The 15,520-nt window shown below is 62.8% G+C and carries 18 protein-coding genes; 7 read left to right on the top strand and 11 right to left on the bottom strand.

From position 1 onward, the window contains the following. Positions 1–40 precede the first annotated feature (40 nt). Positions 41–871: an ABC transporter permease gene (locus SO139_RS30555; RefSeq protein ID WP_449383343.1), complete on the top strand. Its 831-nt coding sequence runs from the start codon at positions 41–43 to the stop codon at positions 869–871. Continuing rightward, positions 868–1,683 carry an ABC transporter permease gene (locus SO139_RS30550; protein WP_449383327.1) on the top strand — a complete coding sequence of 272 codons (816 nt, stop codon included), beginning with the start codon at positions 868–870 and terminating at the stop codon, positions 1,681–1,683. Before SO139_RS30555 ends, SO139_RS30550 begins: the two co-directional genes overlap by 4 nt. 68 nt (positions 1,684–1,751) lie before the next feature. Here the strand turns inward: SO139_RS30550 and SO139_RS30545 are convergent, their stop codons facing one another. Next, the gene (locus tag SO139_RS30545) at positions 1,752–2,792 is read right to left on the bottom strand and encodes a DUF1444 domain-containing protein (RefSeq protein ID WP_498541091.1); all 1,041 of its coding nucleotides are present in this window, start codon (positions 2,790–2,792) and stop codon (positions 1,752–1,754) included. A gap of 34 nt (positions 2,793–2,826) precedes the next feature. On the opposite strand from SO139_RS30545, the gene SO139_RS30540 reads away from it, so the two are divergent. Further along, positions 2,827–2,997, top strand: a complete 171-nt coding sequence (locus tag SO139_RS30540) for a hypothetical protein (RefSeq protein ID WP_449383325.1) — start codon at positions 2,827–2,829, stop codon at positions 2,995–2,997. Between the two features lie 64 nt (positions 2,998–3,061). Here the strand turns inward: SO139_RS30540 and SO139_RS30535 are convergent, their stop codons facing one another. After that, positions 3,062–3,364 (bottom strand): YMGG-like glycine zipper-containing protein, encoded by a 303-nt coding sequence (locus SO139_RS30535; protein ID WP_449383324.1) that lies wholly within the window; start codon positions 3,362–3,364, stop codon positions 3,062–3,064. 247 nt (positions 3,365–3,611) lie between these two features. Between SO139_RS30535 and SO139_RS30530 the strand changes: the two genes are divergently transcribed. Further along, positions 3,612–4,037 carry an SgcJ/EcaC family oxidoreductase gene (locus SO139_RS30530; protein WP_449383323.1) on the top strand — a complete coding sequence of 142 codons (426 nt, stop codon included), beginning with the start codon at positions 3,612–3,614 and terminating at the stop codon, positions 4,035–4,037. 12 nt (positions 4,038–4,049) lie between these two features. Here SO139_RS30530 and SO139_RS30525 read toward each other — a convergent pair whose 3' ends face one another. The 6 genes from SO139_RS30525 to SO139_RS30500 all read right to left on the bottom strand — a co-directional run bounded on the left by SO139_RS30525 (position 4,050) and on the right by SO139_RS30500 (position 9,030). Beyond that, positions 4,050–4,424: a hypothetical protein gene (locus tag SO139_RS30525; protein WP_449383322.1), complete on the bottom strand. Its 375-nt coding sequence runs from the start codon at positions 4,422–4,424 to the stop codon at positions 4,050–4,052. 62 nt (positions 4,425–4,486) lie between these two features. Continuing rightward, positions 4,487–5,182, bottom strand: a complete 696-nt coding sequence (locus SO139_RS30520) for an AprI/Inh family metalloprotease inhibitor (RefSeq protein WP_449383321.1) — start codon at positions 5,180–5,182, stop codon at positions 4,487–4,489. Further along, positions 5,179–6,171 (bottom strand): 2-hydroxyacid dehydrogenase, encoded by a 993-nt coding sequence (locus SO139_RS30515; protein WP_449383320.1) that lies wholly within the window; start codon positions 6,169–6,171, stop codon positions 5,179–5,181. Before SO139_RS30515 ends, SO139_RS30520 begins: the two co-directional genes overlap by 4 nt. Continuing rightward, positions 6,171–6,992: an ABC transporter permease gene (locus SO139_RS30510; protein ID WP_449383319.1), complete on the bottom strand. Its 822-nt coding sequence runs from the start codon at positions 6,990–6,992 to the stop codon at positions 6,171–6,173. Before SO139_RS30510 ends, SO139_RS30515 begins: the two co-directional genes overlap by 1 nt. Further along, positions 6,989–7,804, bottom strand: a complete 816-nt coding sequence (locus SO139_RS30505; protein WP_498541090.1) for an ABC transporter ATP-binding protein — start codon at positions 7,802–7,804, stop codon at positions 6,989–6,991. Before SO139_RS30505 ends, SO139_RS30510 begins: the two co-directional genes overlap by 4 nt. Before the next feature lie 203 nt (positions 7,805–8,007). Next, complete coding sequence (locus tag SO139_RS30500; RefSeq protein ID WP_449383317.1) at positions 8,008–9,030, bottom strand: ABC transporter substrate-binding protein; 1,023 nt, start codon at positions 9,028–9,030, stop codon at positions 8,008–8,010. 123 nt (positions 9,031–9,153) lie between these two features. On the opposite strand from SO139_RS30500, the gene SO139_RS30495 reads away from it, so the two are divergent. The 3 genes from SO139_RS30495 to SO139_RS30485 all read left to right on the top strand — a co-directional run bounded on the left by SO139_RS30495 (position 9,154) and on the right by SO139_RS30485 (position 12,725). Further along, the gene (locus SO139_RS30495; RefSeq protein WP_449383316.1) at positions 9,154–9,975 is read left to right on the top strand and encodes a creatininase family protein; all 822 of its coding nucleotides are present in this window, start codon (positions 9,154–9,156) and stop codon (positions 9,973–9,975) included. 124 nt (positions 9,976–10,099) lie between these two features. After that, positions 10,100–10,363, top strand: a complete 264-nt coding sequence (locus SO139_RS30490; protein ID WP_449383315.1) for a hypothetical protein — start codon at positions 10,100–10,102, stop codon at positions 10,361–10,363. Between the two features lie 394 nt (positions 10,364–10,757). After that, positions 10,758–12,725, top strand: coding sequence for a carbohydrate porin (locus tag SO139_RS30485; protein WP_449383314.1), 1,968 nt, complete (start codon positions 10,758–10,760; stop codon positions 12,723–12,725). A 69-nt stretch (positions 12,726–12,794) separates the two neighbouring features. On the opposite strand, the gene SO139_RS30480 is transcribed toward SO139_RS30485, so the two are convergent. The 3 genes from SO139_RS30480 to SO139_RS30470 are packed head-to-tail and all read right to left on the bottom strand — an operon-like array spanning position 12,795 to position 15,518. Further along, entirely contained in the window at positions 12,795–13,484 is a 690-nt protein-coding gene (locus SO139_RS30480) for a TadE/TadG family type IV pilus assembly protein (protein WP_449383313.1), read from the bottom strand. A gap of 12 nt (positions 13,485–13,496) precedes the next feature. After that, positions 13,497–14,084, bottom strand: coding sequence for a TadE/TadG family type IV pilus assembly protein (locus SO139_RS30475; protein ID WP_449383312.1), 588 nt, complete (start codon positions 14,082–14,084; stop codon positions 13,497–13,499). A gap of 9 nt (positions 14,085–14,093) precedes the next feature. Further along, positions 14,094–15,518 (bottom strand): TadE/TadG family type IV pilus assembly protein, encoded by a 1,425-nt coding sequence (locus SO139_RS30470; protein WP_449383342.1) that lies wholly within the window; start codon positions 15,516–15,518, stop codon positions 14,094–14,096. Between the last annotated feature and the right edge of the window lie 2 nt (positions 15,519–15,520).

Here is a 15,520-nt window from a genome sequence, read left to right as displayed (position 1 = left end):
TTTGCGGGACGGGTTCGGAACGCCGCGAAATATCATGAGCCTGTCCCAGCGCCAGCTCGCCTTGCTGCTGATCGCGCCGGGCCTCGCGCTCGTCGCGGCGCTGTTCCTCTATCCGCTCTGCTTCTCGCTCGTCTCGGCCTTCACCGATCCTGATGGCGGATTCTCCTTGCAGGCCTTCGGCAAGGCCTTCGAGCTCTATTCCGGCGACATCCTCTTCACGATCGTCATCGTGGTGACCTCCTGCGCGTTGACGGCGCTGGCGGCGGTCGCCATCGCCGGCACGCTGACGCTCGGCGAGAACCCATGGGTCGTCGGAACGTTGCGCGCCCTTTACCGCTGGCCCCTGTTCATCCCTTTCATCGTGGCCGCGCAATGCATGCGCACCTTCCTCGCCAAGAACGGGCTGATGAACAACACCTTCGTCTCGCTCGGCCTGCTGGAGCCGTTGCAGGCGGTAAGCTATCTCGACTGGCGCGGCATCATCATCACCTTCGTGTGGAAGCAGACCCCATTCGTCGCCCTGCTGCTGGCCGGCGCGCTGGCCTCGCTCGACCGCGCGACCCTCGAGGCCGGGCGCAATCTCGGCGCCTCGCGGCTCAGGGTTCTGATCGAGCTGGCGCTGCCGCAGGTGATGCCGACGCTGCTCGTTGCCCTCGTCCTGTCCTTCGTGACGATGCTCTCGGTGCTCTCCGTGCCGATGATGGTGGCCGGTTCGCAACCGACCATGCTGACCGTCGACATGGCCTTCCGCATCAACTCCTATGGCGACTATGCCACGGCGAATGCGCTCGGCGTCATCACCTACCTGATCAGCGCCGGTGCTGCGATCCTCTATCTCCGGCACGGCATGGCGAAGGAGGGCGCGCCATGAGCCGCGTCGCATCCTTGCTGCGCGCTGCGCTGGCGGGCGCTCTTCTTGCGGCCTTCGCCTTTGCGCTGATCGGCCCGCTCACCAATCTGGCGCTGTGGTCGGTGGCCGAGCGGTGGTACACGCCCTACAAGCTGCCGGTCACCTATGGCACCCGCTACTGGGAGCAGGTCTTCCGCCCGACCGGCGACGCCATGGCCTCGCTCGGGACCTCGGTCTCGATTGCGGTGCTGACGGTCGTCGTCGCACTCGCGCTCTCCGTGCCGGCCGGCTACGCGCTGGCGCGCCTGAAGCTGCCGGTCCGCTCACTGTTCATGATCGTGTTCCTGCTGCCCCAGGCCTTTCCCTCGGTGGCGATTTACATCAACGTGGCACGGATCTTCTATGGCCTCGGCATCAACGGCACCGTGCTCGGCGTCGTGCTGGTTCACGCCGCGCACGGCCTGGTCTATTCCGTGTGGATCGCGGCCGCGGCTTTCGCGGCAGTCGACAGGGATCTCGAACTCGCGGCCCGCAACATCGGCGCCTCGCCGCTGCGCACCTTCTTCACGGTGACGCTCCCCCTGGCAGCGCCGGGTGTCATCGCGAGCGGCATCTTCGTCTTCCTGGAATCACTGGACGAGTTCACCGGCACGTTCTTCGTCGGCGTTCCCCAAGTCACGACGCTGCCGCTCTTGCTCTACAATGCGGCGATGGGCGGAAACTACCAGGTCGCCTCGATCACGGCACTGATCCTCCTGGTGCCATCCGTGCTGTTCATGCTGTTCATCGAGCGCTTCCTGCGCGCGGACGTTCTGGCGAAGGTGGGGGCTTAGCGCCCTCGCGAGTCGGGATCACCTCGTGCGCATCGGCTGATGATCCGGTCGCGCCGTGACAGGCGATCTCATCGAATCAGTTGCCATCCCTTCGGTGTCCAGCGGAGCAGTGCGCCGGAGAGCGGCTTTGGCGAGCGGGCCATGACGCCTTTGGCAAGCGTTCGCAAAGCATCGATCGCGGCACCGGAGTCCTCGCCGACGTACAGCAGGACGTCAGCCGACGGCGCCGCAACGATCAATACGCCACGCTGAGCCTGCGCCAGCGGGGCCCAGCTATCCGGCAGCGCAAGCCGGCTGGTTTGATAATAGTCGCCGCCGATCGTGCCGATCTGCCCTGGCGGTGCCGCCTTCGCGACTTCCATAAGAGGCCTGGTAGCGTTGCGGAGATTGGCAATTCCAATGTCGAATGCCTGATTGGTGGTAAGACCAAGCGTCGCCCGGTCCTTGTCGTTGAGCATCCGGAGCGTGCGTGGCGAATCGAGCACCGGCACGATCACCAGCCCCTCAACGAGAGGCCTTGGCGTCACCATCGCACCCGGCGCAGGCCCCAAGGCTTGCCGCATATACTCGGTCGACCGGACTACGACGCGCAGAGCTTCCTTGGTCGGCGGATCACTTTGATTGCGCGTTGCTGCCGCGACACCGCCCACATAGGTCTCAATCTCCTTGGCGCAGCCAGCCGCGTTCGCCTTGCAGAACGCATAGACCCGATCGAGATTGGCCTGTAGGGGCCCAATCGAAAGCGTCAGCGGCCCCTTGATGACGACGGCGACGTCGCGAACGGCGGTCCGCACCCGCTCGGCCACAAACGCTGTGAAGGTGCGCTCGTCAGTTGGTATCTGTTGCGCCAATACTGGCGCGACGACAAGAACGTGGAGGCTCGCGATTGCGCAGGTCAACCAGCGGCACATTCGAAGTTTGATGCGCATGCTCGAAAGAGCCTCGGGGCGAGGCTCGCGCGATTGAGTCGCCTCCCCAATCATGAGACACATGCCGCGCCAGACCGAGCTGGGCAAGCGAGCCTGCGGGGATACGGGCTCATGCAGATCATTCGCCGCCCATTTACCATCTATTAACTCTCCGCTTTGTGCTGCGGGAATGTGTGTCACAATCGTTCATCATCGAAACGGAGAGGAATCGATGATGAATCAGACAATAGAGCACATCTGGAGCACGGGCCTGTCGTTGCTGAGCCCCGGTCATCTGGTCGACTGGCTTCTCGACCAGATCGAGAAAATAAGCCCAATGATGATGCCTGCTCAGGTCGACATACTGTCGTACCAGGAAACGCGAGTCGAAGCGCGTCGCGACTAGTTCGGCGCGATCACTGCTCGCACCGGCGCCACCCACGTGACGCCGGTATCAAGTCAGAGCAAAACTAGTAGCAATAACGCGGATCGACCCGGACATAGGCGCCGTCGGGGCGCTGCATGTAGCAGCCGCGCTGATAGGCGTAATAGCCCGAACGGCGGTGCTCGCCTTCGGAGGCGATGGCCGCACCCGTGCCGGCGCCGACGATCGCACCGACTGCCGCGCCGCGGCTGCCGCCGATCGCGCCGCCGAGAATGGCACCGCCGACGCCGCCGACGATCGCGCCGCCAATGGCGTCCTGCGCCGCAGCCTCATGCACCGGCACCAGCATCGCAACCGCCAGGCAGGCCGCCATTCCAAGTCCTGCCATCCTAAGTCCTGCCATCCTAAGTCCTCGAAGCATCGCAATCCTCCAGTGTGACGCGGCGAGTCATATCGTCGGCTGGGGATTCGGGCCAGAACTATCACGCCCCTTCCGGCGTGAGGCGCCACGCGATGTCGCCATGGTCTCAGATTCCATACCAGCAAGGGATCGCGCGTGCTACAGAACGTAGGCTAGTGCGGCTCGAACGGGTGGCCGGGAATTTCCAGATGTTTCATTCATGAGGAATAGCGACATGGCGCGTCGATTTCTGGTGCTGATCGGCCTGGTGCTGCTGACGATCTCCGCGGCAGAGGCCGGACCGAACGAGGACGCGGTGGCGGCGCGCGCGAGCTGGGAGCAGGTCTACAATGCCGGAGATGTCGACAAGTTTGTCGCGCTCTACACCAAGGACGCGATGCTGTTCGGCTCGACCGCGCAGCTCTTTACCGGCACCGATGGCGTGCGCACCTATTTCAGCAAGCTACCCGCAGGCATCAAGGTCAAGATGGGCGATCAGCAGGCGATCGCGGCCGGCCCCGACGTCGTGCTCAGCTCAGGCTTTGCCGACTTCACGCTTCCCAACGGCACCGTGCTGCCCTTCCGTCTGACGCTCGCTTTCGTCAAGGTCGACGGCAAATGGCTGGTGGCCCAGCATCACGGTTCGCCCGTGCCGAAGTAAGGCCGCCCGCCGTCACGGCGCGATCCAGCGCTGCACGGCCTCGGCCGTGTCGCTCGGGTTGGTGTTGAAGCAGATCGCAGCGTTCGGCGCGAGATGGTGCACGAGGTTGAGCACCTTTTCGAATAATAGCAGGCGCTCCTTCGGCTCGCGCAGTCCGGCGCCGATCACCACGCAGTCGAAGCTCGCTTCGCGCAGGGCCGACGTGACCACCGCCTCCGCCGTCTCGTCGAGATCGATCAGGCAGCTCGTGACCTCATAGCCGAGGTCAGTGAGCCGCAGCAGCTGTGCGTCGACATAGTTGCGCACGAGCTCGGGCGTGAGCTGCGGGAACGCGCTGTAATCCGCGCTGCCGGGCTCGATGCCGATCGCGAGCACGCGTTTGGCCATCGCGGGGGCTCCCTCGACAATTCTGTTGGATTGCCAACGGCCACGCAGGCCGGTCAGTTCCGCTATTGCCGCAGCAGGATCAGGGGATCAGCGGTATCGGGCACGCGGCGCCATTGCGCGTTGTCGTCGGCCTCGAACTGCCAGGCTTCGCCGGCCTTCGACATCAGGATGATCTGGCCGCGCTCGAGCCGCCACTGCGTCGGGTTGAACTGCGCGATCTCGGCGTCGCATTTCGACTTGAGGAAGACCTGGAAATTGTCGGGGCCGGCTTCGGTGTTGGTCAGCACGAGCGTGCAGACCGGCTGGCCATTGCCGCGCACCATGGACCAGTCGCCGATCATCTGATCCATCGACTTGGCCATCGAGCGGGCGGCGGCGAGATTTTGCAGGATGTAGACACCCTCGCCCTGCCGCAAGCCCTCGAAGATGCCGGCCTCGACCTCGGTGAAGTCGATCACAGATTCGCCGGTGGCATCCTGGAGCCGTACGATGTCGAGGCCCTTGATGCTCCAGGCCGTGATGTCCTTGGTGAAAGGCAGCGCGGTCTTGCAGGCCGGCTCCAACTCGAGCTTGGAGGCCTGGCCAGCCCCGTCACCCTTCAGCGTCACCACGCAGGTCTTGCTGCGCTCGGTGGTGGACAGCTCCCACTGCCCGACCATGTCCTTCTTCAGGGTCGTCGTATCCTGCGCCTGCGCAACACCGGTCACGGCGACGAGCGCCGCGACGATTGCCCACGCACCGACCCGAAGATGTGTCATCCGCGACTCTTCACCGGAGTTTCCGGGACCGGCGTGATCGGCGGCTTGCCGGCAAACCAGGTCTTGAGATTGTCGACCACGAGCTGGTCCATCGCGTTCCGCGTTACCACGGATGCCGATCCGATATGTGGCAGCAGAATGACATTCTGCATGGTCTTGAGCTCATCCGGCACGTTCGGCTCGGCAGCGAACACGTCGAGACCGGCGGCGAGGATAGTCCTGGATTTCAACGCCTGGACCAGCGCAGGCTCGTCGACGACGGAGCCGCGCGCGACGTTGACCAGCACGCCGCGCGGACCGAGCGCCTTGAGGACCTCGGCGTTGATCATCTTGTTGGTGCCGGCCCCGCCGGGCACGATGACGATGAGCGTGTCCACCGCCTTCGCCATCTCGATCAGATCGGGATAGTGCTGGTAGGAAACATCCTTGGATGGATTGCGCGAGTGGTAAACGACCGGCACCAGCGAGGCTTCGATCCGGCGCGCGATCGCCTGACCGATCCGGCCCATGCCGACGATGCCGACCTTGCGGTCGCGCAGCGAGCCGACGCTCAACGGATAGTTCTGGGTCGTCCAGAGGCCGGAGCGTACATAGCGGTCGGCCGGGATGAATTCGCGCAAGGTGGCAAGCAGAAGGCCCATCGCGACGTCGGCAACCTCTTCCGTCAGAACGTCCGGCGTATTGGTGACGACAATATTGTGCTCGCGCGCATAAGCCGTGTCGACGTGATCGTAGCCGACGCCAAAATTCGCCACGATCTCCAGCTTCGGGAAATGCGACAGCGACTCCTTGTCGGCCCGCACGGTGTGATAGGTCACGGCGATGCCGCGGATTTTTTCGCGGACGGCAGGCGTCAGGCGCTCGAGGTCGGCCCGCGTCTCCGCCTTGTGCACGACGAAATGGTCTGAGAAGCCGTTTTCGAGAATCGGCCGCACCGGCCCATAGATCAGAAGATCGATCTTCTCGGACGAAATCGAAGCGGCCGCCATCAGCTTTCCTTTCCAAGGGCGCTTTCATGCCAGCGCCGTAAAATGAGGTGGGAAATTAGCGCCAGCACCCCATAGATGACAATCCCGGCAAGCGACAGCAAAAGCAGCGCCGCGAACATGCGAGGTATGTTGAGACGATAGCCGGATTCGGCGATCCGGTAGGCAAGGCCCGATCCGGCCCCGGCCGTTCCCGCCGCGATCTCGGCGACAACGGCGCCGATCAGCGACAGGCCACCGGCAATGCGCAGGCCGCCGAGGATATAGGGCAAGGCCGAGGGCAATTTGAGAAAACGCAGGGTTTGCGGCTTCGAGGCGCCATAGAGCTGGAACAGGCCGGCGAGATTGCGGTCGACCGAATTCAGCCCGAGCGTGGTGTTGGCGAGGACCGGGAAGAACGCGACGATGAAGGCGCAGACCACGACGGCGGTTTCCTGGTCGAGATAGATCAGCAGCAGCGGCGCGATCGCGATCACCGGCGTCACCTGGAGGACGACCGCATAGGGGAACAGCGAATATTCCACCCATTTCGACTGGTTGAACAGCAGCGCCAGCGCGATGCCGCCGAGGCTGGCCGCGATGAAACCCTCGAGCGTGGTGAGCAAGGTGGTGAGAAGCGATTGCGACAGCACCGCCCAGTCCTTGATGAGGGTCAGGAACACGGCCGAGGGCGCCGGCAGCACATAAGGCGGTATCTGCTTGATGCGGACCACGAGCTCCCAGGCGATGAGGCCTGCCGCGAAGACGACGAGGGGAAGCGCAAAGCGCGCGGCGCGCAAGGCACCATTCTCAGGCTTTGCCGGGACGACGGGCTCTGCGCTCATAGCACCGACTGCCCGGAATAGGACGGCGCGAGCGCGCTCGACACCTTGCGGCAATAATCGGCATAGCCGGCAGAGGTGCGAAACTCTTCTCCGCGCGGCTCGATGGTCTCGATCCGGATATCGGCCTGGATACGGCCCGGCCGCGCCGTCATCACCACGACCCGCTGGGAGAGATAGACGGATTCGAACACCGAATGGGTGACGAAGATGACCGTCTTGCGCAGGCGCCGCCACAGCGCGAGCAGATCGTTGTTGAGGCGAAAGCGCGTGATCTCGTCGAGCGCCGCGAACGGCTCGTCCATCAAGAGGATATCGGGATCCGTGACGAGCGCGCGCGCCAGCGAGACCCGCATCTTCATGCCGCCGGAAAGCTCGCGTGGGAATGCATCGGCGAAATCGGCAAGGCCCACACTGGCAAGAGCCTCGTCCACGCGCGCGTTCGCCTCGGCCCTGGCGACGCCCGCAAGCTTCAGCGGCAGCCGCACATTCTCCCGCACGCTCGTCCACGGCATCAGCGTCGGCTCCTGGAACACGAAACCGATGGCATGGCCCGGCCGCGCCACATCCTCATGGCGCGAGACCCGCACCGTTCCCGCGCTCGGCGCGCTCAAGCCCGCAATCAGGCGCAGCGCCGTCGACTTGCCGCAGCCGGACGGCCCGAGCAGGGAGATGAACTCGCCCTTGCGCACGGCAAGGTCGAACGGCCCGAGCGCCATCACGCCGGTGTCATAGGCCTTCGTCACGCCGCGCAGACTGACGGCCAGCGCCGTCAGCCCGACATCGCCCCCGGACGAAGCTGTGCACTCTATCATTGGCAGGCGGCTGTTGTTTGGTCTGGCTGCGCCGCGATTTCCACCTCTCCCCAACGGGGAGAGGTCGCGCCGCAGGCGCGGGCGAGGGGGTCCCACGAGAGAGCGTAACCCCTCACCCGGATCGAATCTAGCGATGCGATCCGACCTCTCCCTATGGGAGAGGTGAACGATGCGGGCGCATCTTGATCATATCGCCGCATCGGCTACGGCTTGCTCGGACGCAGCTCGACGCCGACGCCCTTGTTGACGAAGCGCAGCGTGTAGGACTTGCGATAGTCGATGTCGGAGCGCACCACGCCGGCCTTGACCATCTTGTCGAAGAAAGAGGTGTAGCGCTCGTCGCTCATGGCGCCGATGCCGTTCTTCAGGGATTCGCCGGAATCGACGATACCGTACTCCTTCATCTTGGCGACGGAATAGGCGAGCAGCTCGTCGGTCATTTCCGGGTTGAGCTTCTTGATCATGGCGTTGCCGGCGGAATTGTCGCCATAGATGTAGTTGTACCAGCCGACGATCGAGGCATCGACGAAGCGCTGCACGAGGTCCGGCTTCTTCTCGACGATCTCGCGGCGGGTCTCGATCAGGGTCGAATAGGTGTTGAAGCCGGAATCGGCGAGCAGCAGCACGTTGGGCTTGAAGCCCGCAGCCTTCTCCACCGCAAAGGGCTCCGACGTCACATAACCCTGCATCGCGCTCTTGGGATTGGCGATGAAGGGCTGCGGATTGAAATTGTAGGGCCGGACGTTCTTCTCGCTGAAGCCGTATTCGGACTTCAGCCACTGGAAATAGCTGGTCATGCCCTCCTTGGAGACGAACAGCGTCAGCGGCTTCAGATCCTCGATCTTGCCTACCTTGGCGTCCGGCTGCGTCAGCATCACCTGCGGATCCTTCTGGAAGATCGCGGCGATCGTCACGACGGGCACGTTGTTGGTGACGGCGTCGAACGACATCAGCGTGTTGGCGGCCATGAAGAAATCGATCTTGCCCGCGATCAGGAGCATCCGGTTGTTCTCGTTGGGCCCGCCCGGCACGATGGTGACGTCGAGCCCATAGCGCTTGTAGGTGCCGTCGGCGACCGCCTGGAAGAAGCCGCCATGCTCGGCCTCGGCGACCCAGTTGGTGCCGAAGGAGACCTTATCCAGGGTCTCGGCCCGCGCCGGCAGGATCGACATGCATGCGGCCATCAAGCCTGCCGTTAACGCTCGCTGCAGATGGATGGGGCGCATGATTGGACTCCGTCGATCGTTCTGGACCATGATAAAACACAAGAATTTCGGGGACGCAGCCGGTCGGGCCACGTCCCCTTCAGGCCCGCAAACTACGTTACAAATTCACGCAAAGAAACCACGATGAGACCTTCCCGCGACTGGACCGACATCCGCTGGAGCGAGATTGAGCCCGCGGAACCGGCGCGCTGGATCGCGGTCTTGCCGCTGGCGGCGACCGAGCAGCATGGGCCGCATCTGCCGCTCGAGACGGATGTGCTGATCGCCGAGGCATATCTTGCGCGAGTGCGCGCGCTTGCGCCCGAAAACCTTCCTGTCACGTTTCTCGGGGTCGAGCGGATCGGAATCTCCACCGAGCACATCGACTATCCGGGCACGCAGACGCTGCCGACCGAAGTGGCGCTGAAGAGGTGGACGGGAATCGGCGAGGATGTCGCGCGCGCGGGCCTGCGAAAACTCGTCATCGTCACCAGCCATGGCGGCAACAGCGCGGCGATGATGCTGGTGGCGCAGGATCTGCGCGCGCATCAGAAATTGTTCGTGGTGACGACGTCTTGGTCGCGGCTTTCCGGCGCGGAGCAATTGTTTCCCGCCGAAGAAGTGCGCCACGGCATCCATGGCGGCGCGGTCGAGACCTCAATCATGCTGGCGCGCTATCCGTCCGAGGTGCGCAAGGACGCGATCGCGGATTTTGCTTCCAGCAGCATCGCGATGGAGCAGCAATATCGCTGGCTGTCGACACAGCGGCCCGCACCGTTCGCCTGGCAGGCGCAGGACCTGCACCTGAGCGGCGCCGTCGGCAACGCGACACTGGCCTCTGCGGAGAAAGGCGAACAGCTCGTCGACCGGGGCGCGCGGGCCTTCTGCGAGTTGCTCGCCGAGATCGATAACTTCGACGTGAAGAGGCTCGCGTCAGGCCCCCTCACCTACTCCACATCCCTTTGAAATTGCTTAGTTACCTAGCGACTTCCGAGGTCGACTTGGCGCGTTTCGAACCCGAACGCGCAAGCCTCCGTCCAACTGGGCACGCGGGCCACAACGGACCGCCTCACCCCGGATGGAGTTTGAAATGTCGATCAAGACCAAGATTGCCGCTGCTGCCCTCGCTGCACTGACCATCACTGCGAGCGTCGCCACCACCACCTCGTCGGCCGAGGCCAAGCCGCTCGGCTGGGGCTGGGGCGTCGGCGCCGGCATCGCCACCGCCGCCATCGTCGGCACTGCAATCGCCGCCAGCAACGACCCCTATTACTACGGCTATCACCGCTGCGGCTGGGTCGCCCAGTATGACGCCTTCGGCCACTACGTCGGCCGCGTCCGCACTTGCTACTGATCTCACCTATCTGAGGCCCGATCCCTGAGTGGGTCCTGCGTCCGACACGGGCGCCTCATCCACCCCGTGTCGTGCCCCCGACCCCGTCCGGTTGTCCCCCCGGGCGGGGTCATCCTTTTTTGGCGGCGGAGTTTTTGTTGCAGTCCCGTCACACAAGGATGCGAACCATCGTCTGCGACATTCCGCACTTGTTGCTATTGAGAATTATTCGCAATAAGGTTCGCAACAGGTACAGGGACTTGGGAAGAAATCGCGACGCACCGCGATCATCTCGTCCGATCGAGTGGACGAGAAGGACCTGATGACAGGATCGCCACGAATCGGCAGGGATATCGGGGCGTGGGGCAAATTAGGGGCGTGTGCTTTGACGTTGAGAGGTCACCGACACCGGTTGTTGCGCACGGCCGCCGCGATCGCCTGCGGCGTGCTGGCGCTCCCCGCTGCCGGCCAGGCGGCCGATCTGCCGCTCAAGGCGCCTGCGCTCAAGGCCGTCTATGACTGGACCGGGTTCTATATCGGCGCGCATGCCGGCTACGGCCGCGGCTCGTCCGCCTTCGCCCTGAACGACGGCACCGCGATCGGCGGCAATGGTGTCTTCAGCGGCATGGTCGGTGGCGTGCAGGCCGGCTACAACTATCGGCTCAACTCCGGTCTTCTGCTCGGCGTCGAAGGCGATTTTTCGTTTCCCAACTACATCACCTCCAACTCGATTGTCTCCTCGCTCGCAACACCCGTCAACGCAGTGACGCAGCAATGGGACTACACGGCAAGCCTGCGCGGCCGGGTCGGCTATGCGAGCGGTCCGTGGCTCGTCTATGCCACCGGCGGCTTTGCCTGGATGGGCGAACGCTATTTCGACACGCCGGCCGCGGGTGATACCCAGAAGGTCCTGAACACGAGGCCGGGCTGGATCGCGGGTGCCGGCGTCGAATATGGCTTCGCGCCACATTGGAGCGCGCGGCTCGAATATCTCTACAGTCGCTTTGACGGCGCCAATATCGGCTTCTCATCCGGAGCCCAGTACACATCCTCATCGCTCGACTTCCAGTCGATCAGGCTTGGCCTCAACCGCAAGGTCGATTGGCCGGGCATGCCGGGCTACGATCCCAAGACATCGCTCACGGATACCGAATCCGATCGCTGGGAGATTCACGGCCAGAGCACGTATCTTCCGCAAGGCTATCCGTCATTCCCCGCGCTCTACAGCGGGCCGAACTCTCTGTCTCCCTCGGCACAGGCCAAGGCGACCTGGAGCAACAGCCTGTTCCTGAACGCGCGACTGTGGGACGGCGGCGAGGTCTATTACAACCCGGAGCTGCTCCAGGGATTTGGACTGAACGACACGGTCGGCGCCGCGGGCTTCCCGAATGGCGAGGCGCAGAAGTCGAACTTTCCCTACCCGCACTACAACACCTCGCGCCTGTTTCTGCGCCAGACGTTTGGCTTCGGCGGCGAGCAGGAGGAGCTTGCGAGCGGCCAGTTGCAGCTCGGACAGAAGGTCGACGTCTCCCGCCTCACGCTGCAGGCCGGCAAATTCGCAGTGGTCGACGTGTTCGACGGCAATGCCTACGCCAAGGACACGCGCAAGGATTTCATGAACTGGTCGATCTGGGCACCGGGTGCCTTCGACTATGCCGCCGACAAGGTCGGCCTCACCTACGGCGTCACCGCCGAGCTCAATCAAAAGCAATGGGCGCTGCGCGGCGGCTATTTCCTGATGGTCGCGGAATCGAACGCGAACCATTTCGATACCAATATCCCCGAGCGTGGCCAGTACGTCATCGAGCTCGAGACGCGCTACTCGCTGTTCGGCCAGCCCGGCAAGCTCAGGACCATGGGCTGGGTCGACAGCGCCAATATGGGCAGCTTCCGCGAGACGCTGGACAATCCTGCGCTCAACCTCGACATCACGCAGACCCGGCGCGGTCGCCTCAAGGTCGGCTATGTCGTCAACCTCGAGCAGGCGATCACGGATGATGTCGGGCTGTTCGGCCGCTGGAGCTGGAACGACGGCAAGACCGAGACCCTCGCCTTCACCGACATCAATCGCAGCCTGTCGGGCGGGCTCTCGATCAAGGGCACGAAATGGGGCCGGCCCGACGACGTGATCGGCATCGGCGGCGCCATCAATGGCCTGTCGCAGGACTATCGCGACTTCCTCGCCGCTGGCGGTCTCGGCGTGCTCGTCGGCGACGGCGCGCTCAACTATCGCAACGAGCGCATCCTCGAAACCTACTACGCCTACGCGCTGAACAAGAACCTGACCTTCACCGCCGACTACCAGCTCATCGTCAACCCCGCCTACAATGCCGATCGCGGGCCGGTGTCGGTGTTTTCAGGACGGCTGCACGGCGAGTTCTGAGATGGTCGTGAGGCCGCCGCCCTTCACCGGGAGGTGGCGTACGCCGCCGCTGCTTCTCGCAGAGCCAAACTAGCAGGTCTTATACTGCAAGTGCTGGAGGCAGGTACACGTGGTCGTCGAGCTGGTGTACTTGACGTCATAGTAGGCAGGACCAGTCGAGTTCGAGGGACTGTTCGTTGAACAGCGCGGAAACTTCCAAAATGTGTCCTGAAGATTTACGGTCCCGCTGATCGTAAACCCGAGATTGGGTGTATAGGCGTACGAGACCTCGCTCACAATGAACGAAACCTGGTCGTTTTGGTTGTTCGGATTGTTTGCGTTGCCGACCGTTCCGTTGAGCGACGTGGGCACTGTCAAGCCCGTCAAATTGGTCCTTCCCTGTGTGAAGGTTGTTCCGTTGTACGACTGACTCCATCGAAGGGTCAGGTTGCCATTGGCATCGCTGGAGACTTCGGACACGGTGACGGACAGGATCGCGCTGCCGCTGCTGCCATTGACGGAATACGGTGCAATGATGGAGGTCGCTCCGGTGAGTATGTTCTGCATCGAGGTCGTGCTGAGCGACGTGTTCTGCGTAACCATGTCGGCCACGGAGTGAGCCGTCGCGCTGACCTTGACGTTGATCGCCATTCCGTTCGCGAGTTCGACGCCGCCGACCAACAGCACCAGCATGAACGGCACCACGATCGCGAACTCTGTCGCTGCCACGGCATCGGCGTTGGTGGAGAACTTCCTTAAGCGAAATGACAGGCTGGTCATAGGCTGATACCTCTAGGGAGTGGCAGGCTCGTTCTGAAAAGCGGCGGTTGCCATGATCAGCCGGGAGCCGTTGGTCTGGTTTGCCATGTTGAAAGCGATCGGCCCGAAGAAAATCGGCCAGAGATACATCACGCGGACAACAACGATATCGCCCGCAGTTCCCGGATTGAATTGCCAGGTGTTGGCGACAGTCCCATCGCTGTTGTAGGTCAGCGTCGGCATGCCGACATTGGCCGAGGACCAGTTGTTGGCGACCTGGACGTCGACCATCAGGCCGCCAGTGCTACTACAGGTGAAAAGGACTTTGGCGTTGTTGCAGACGGTATTTTTAAATGCGGCCGCGGCTGCGGCCGATGTCATGCTCGCATCCTGCGTCTGCACCTGCCCTGTCAGAATTTGGCGGGCCGATTGCCGGACGGCATTTTCGAGGATCGACTGCGCAAAGAAAAGCAGGAACGTCTGGATGAGGGCAGCGAGGATGGCGAGAAACGGCGTGGCAATCAGCGCGAACTCGACCGCCGTGGCGCCTTCGTTGTCCCTGACAAAGGCGCCGAAACGATTGCGGCGCCTTTTCCCTGGTGTGGTTTCCAACTGGACCATGGCGCTTTCTTACTGCGTGAGGCTGGCGGTACTTGAGGCGACCTTGATGAACAGGTCCGTCAGCGCCTGCTTGATATCGCCGCCGGTTTTGACGTGGGAGTAGAAGCCAGGCGAGGCGCACGCTTGGAGGTTTAGTGCGATCGTGCCGGTTGAGGGATCAGGCTGGTCGTACTTGTCTATCCAGCTCATGTACCAGGAATCTGTTGTCTGGATACCGGTGGAGGCACTGGCGATGAGTTGCAGGTACTCCGTGTAGAGGATAGCGATCTTAATGCCCTTGTTCTTGATGGTCGTGCATATCGTCGTGTCGAGCGGCTGCTGGCATCGATTGTTGGAGGCGAGGCTCGCGTTGGGGCAAGCTGAAGCGCCCGAGACGATCTTGTCCTCGACGCCGTCGGTGACAAGGAAGACCACCTCCTGCGGCGTATCTCCTGACGCGTTGCTGCCGAGGCCGGGCGTAGGCATGATTTTGTTGAGGTTGGTGAGCGCGCCGGCGATATCCGTGCCATTGTCGGTCTTGCAGTTCGTTGTCGTAACGACGCAGTTCTGGTAGGCGACCGGCATCAGCGCAATGTTGGAAACCTGGGCTCCAGCCAATGTCGGGGTGGTCAGCGTCGCCAGTGCGTTCAAACCCAAGTCGAACGTATAGAGCGCCGCGTTATACGTGGTGTTGTTCAGGGCCGACATGCACTGCATGACGCCCCCCGAAACACCAGACTGCGGGCAGTTCGACCATGTATTGAGCAACTGATTGACGGCACTTGTCACGAGATCGATCCGCAGGGTGATATTCCTGAATCGTGCGATCGCGAGGTTATCCTGGGTCCCGCCGTCGTGAGCGATATTGGTTTGATGACAGGCAAAGCCGCAATTCTGCGAGGCTTTTGCTGACTGGTACTTGGAAGCGGTGTAGGTGATGAGATTGCTGATGTCGGCTGTGGTCGCGCCGATCCCCATGGATGGCGAGTCGTCCATCAGCAGATAGAAATTCATGTTGGGCGCGCTCGCCGCCTGCGCTGTCGCCGAGCCGTTGATCGGCCACGACGCAGTGTTCATGAGCACCGCGGGAAAATTGTTGATGGATGCGGTGCTATACGAAACACTGACGGTGCGCTTAAGTCCTACGTCAGTGACGGTAATCGTCGGCGTCGGTGTCGTGGTCAACCCCGGCGCAAGACTGTTCGCCGTCGACATAAAGATGGCCGAGGCGGTGGCACTAGCCACCGTACTAGTTTGCATCAGCATGGCCGGCCTGACGGCTGCGATTGCGGCTGCGTCGGCAGCGGCGTCCAACTGCGCCTTCTTGCGTAGCGCCTGCGTGAAATCGAGCGTCATGCCGAGCAGAAAGACGATGGGAACCATCGCGAGCGCGGTGATCACGGCGATATTGGCCTTCCGATCTCTCGCGAAACGAAGAACTGAGCGGCGGAGCATGA

Source organism: Bradyrhizobium sp. UFLA05-89 (genome assembly GCF_059803475.1).
The sequence above is the reverse complement of the archived record's forward strand: the minus strand, read 5'-3'. Positions and strand labels throughout refer to the sequence as shown.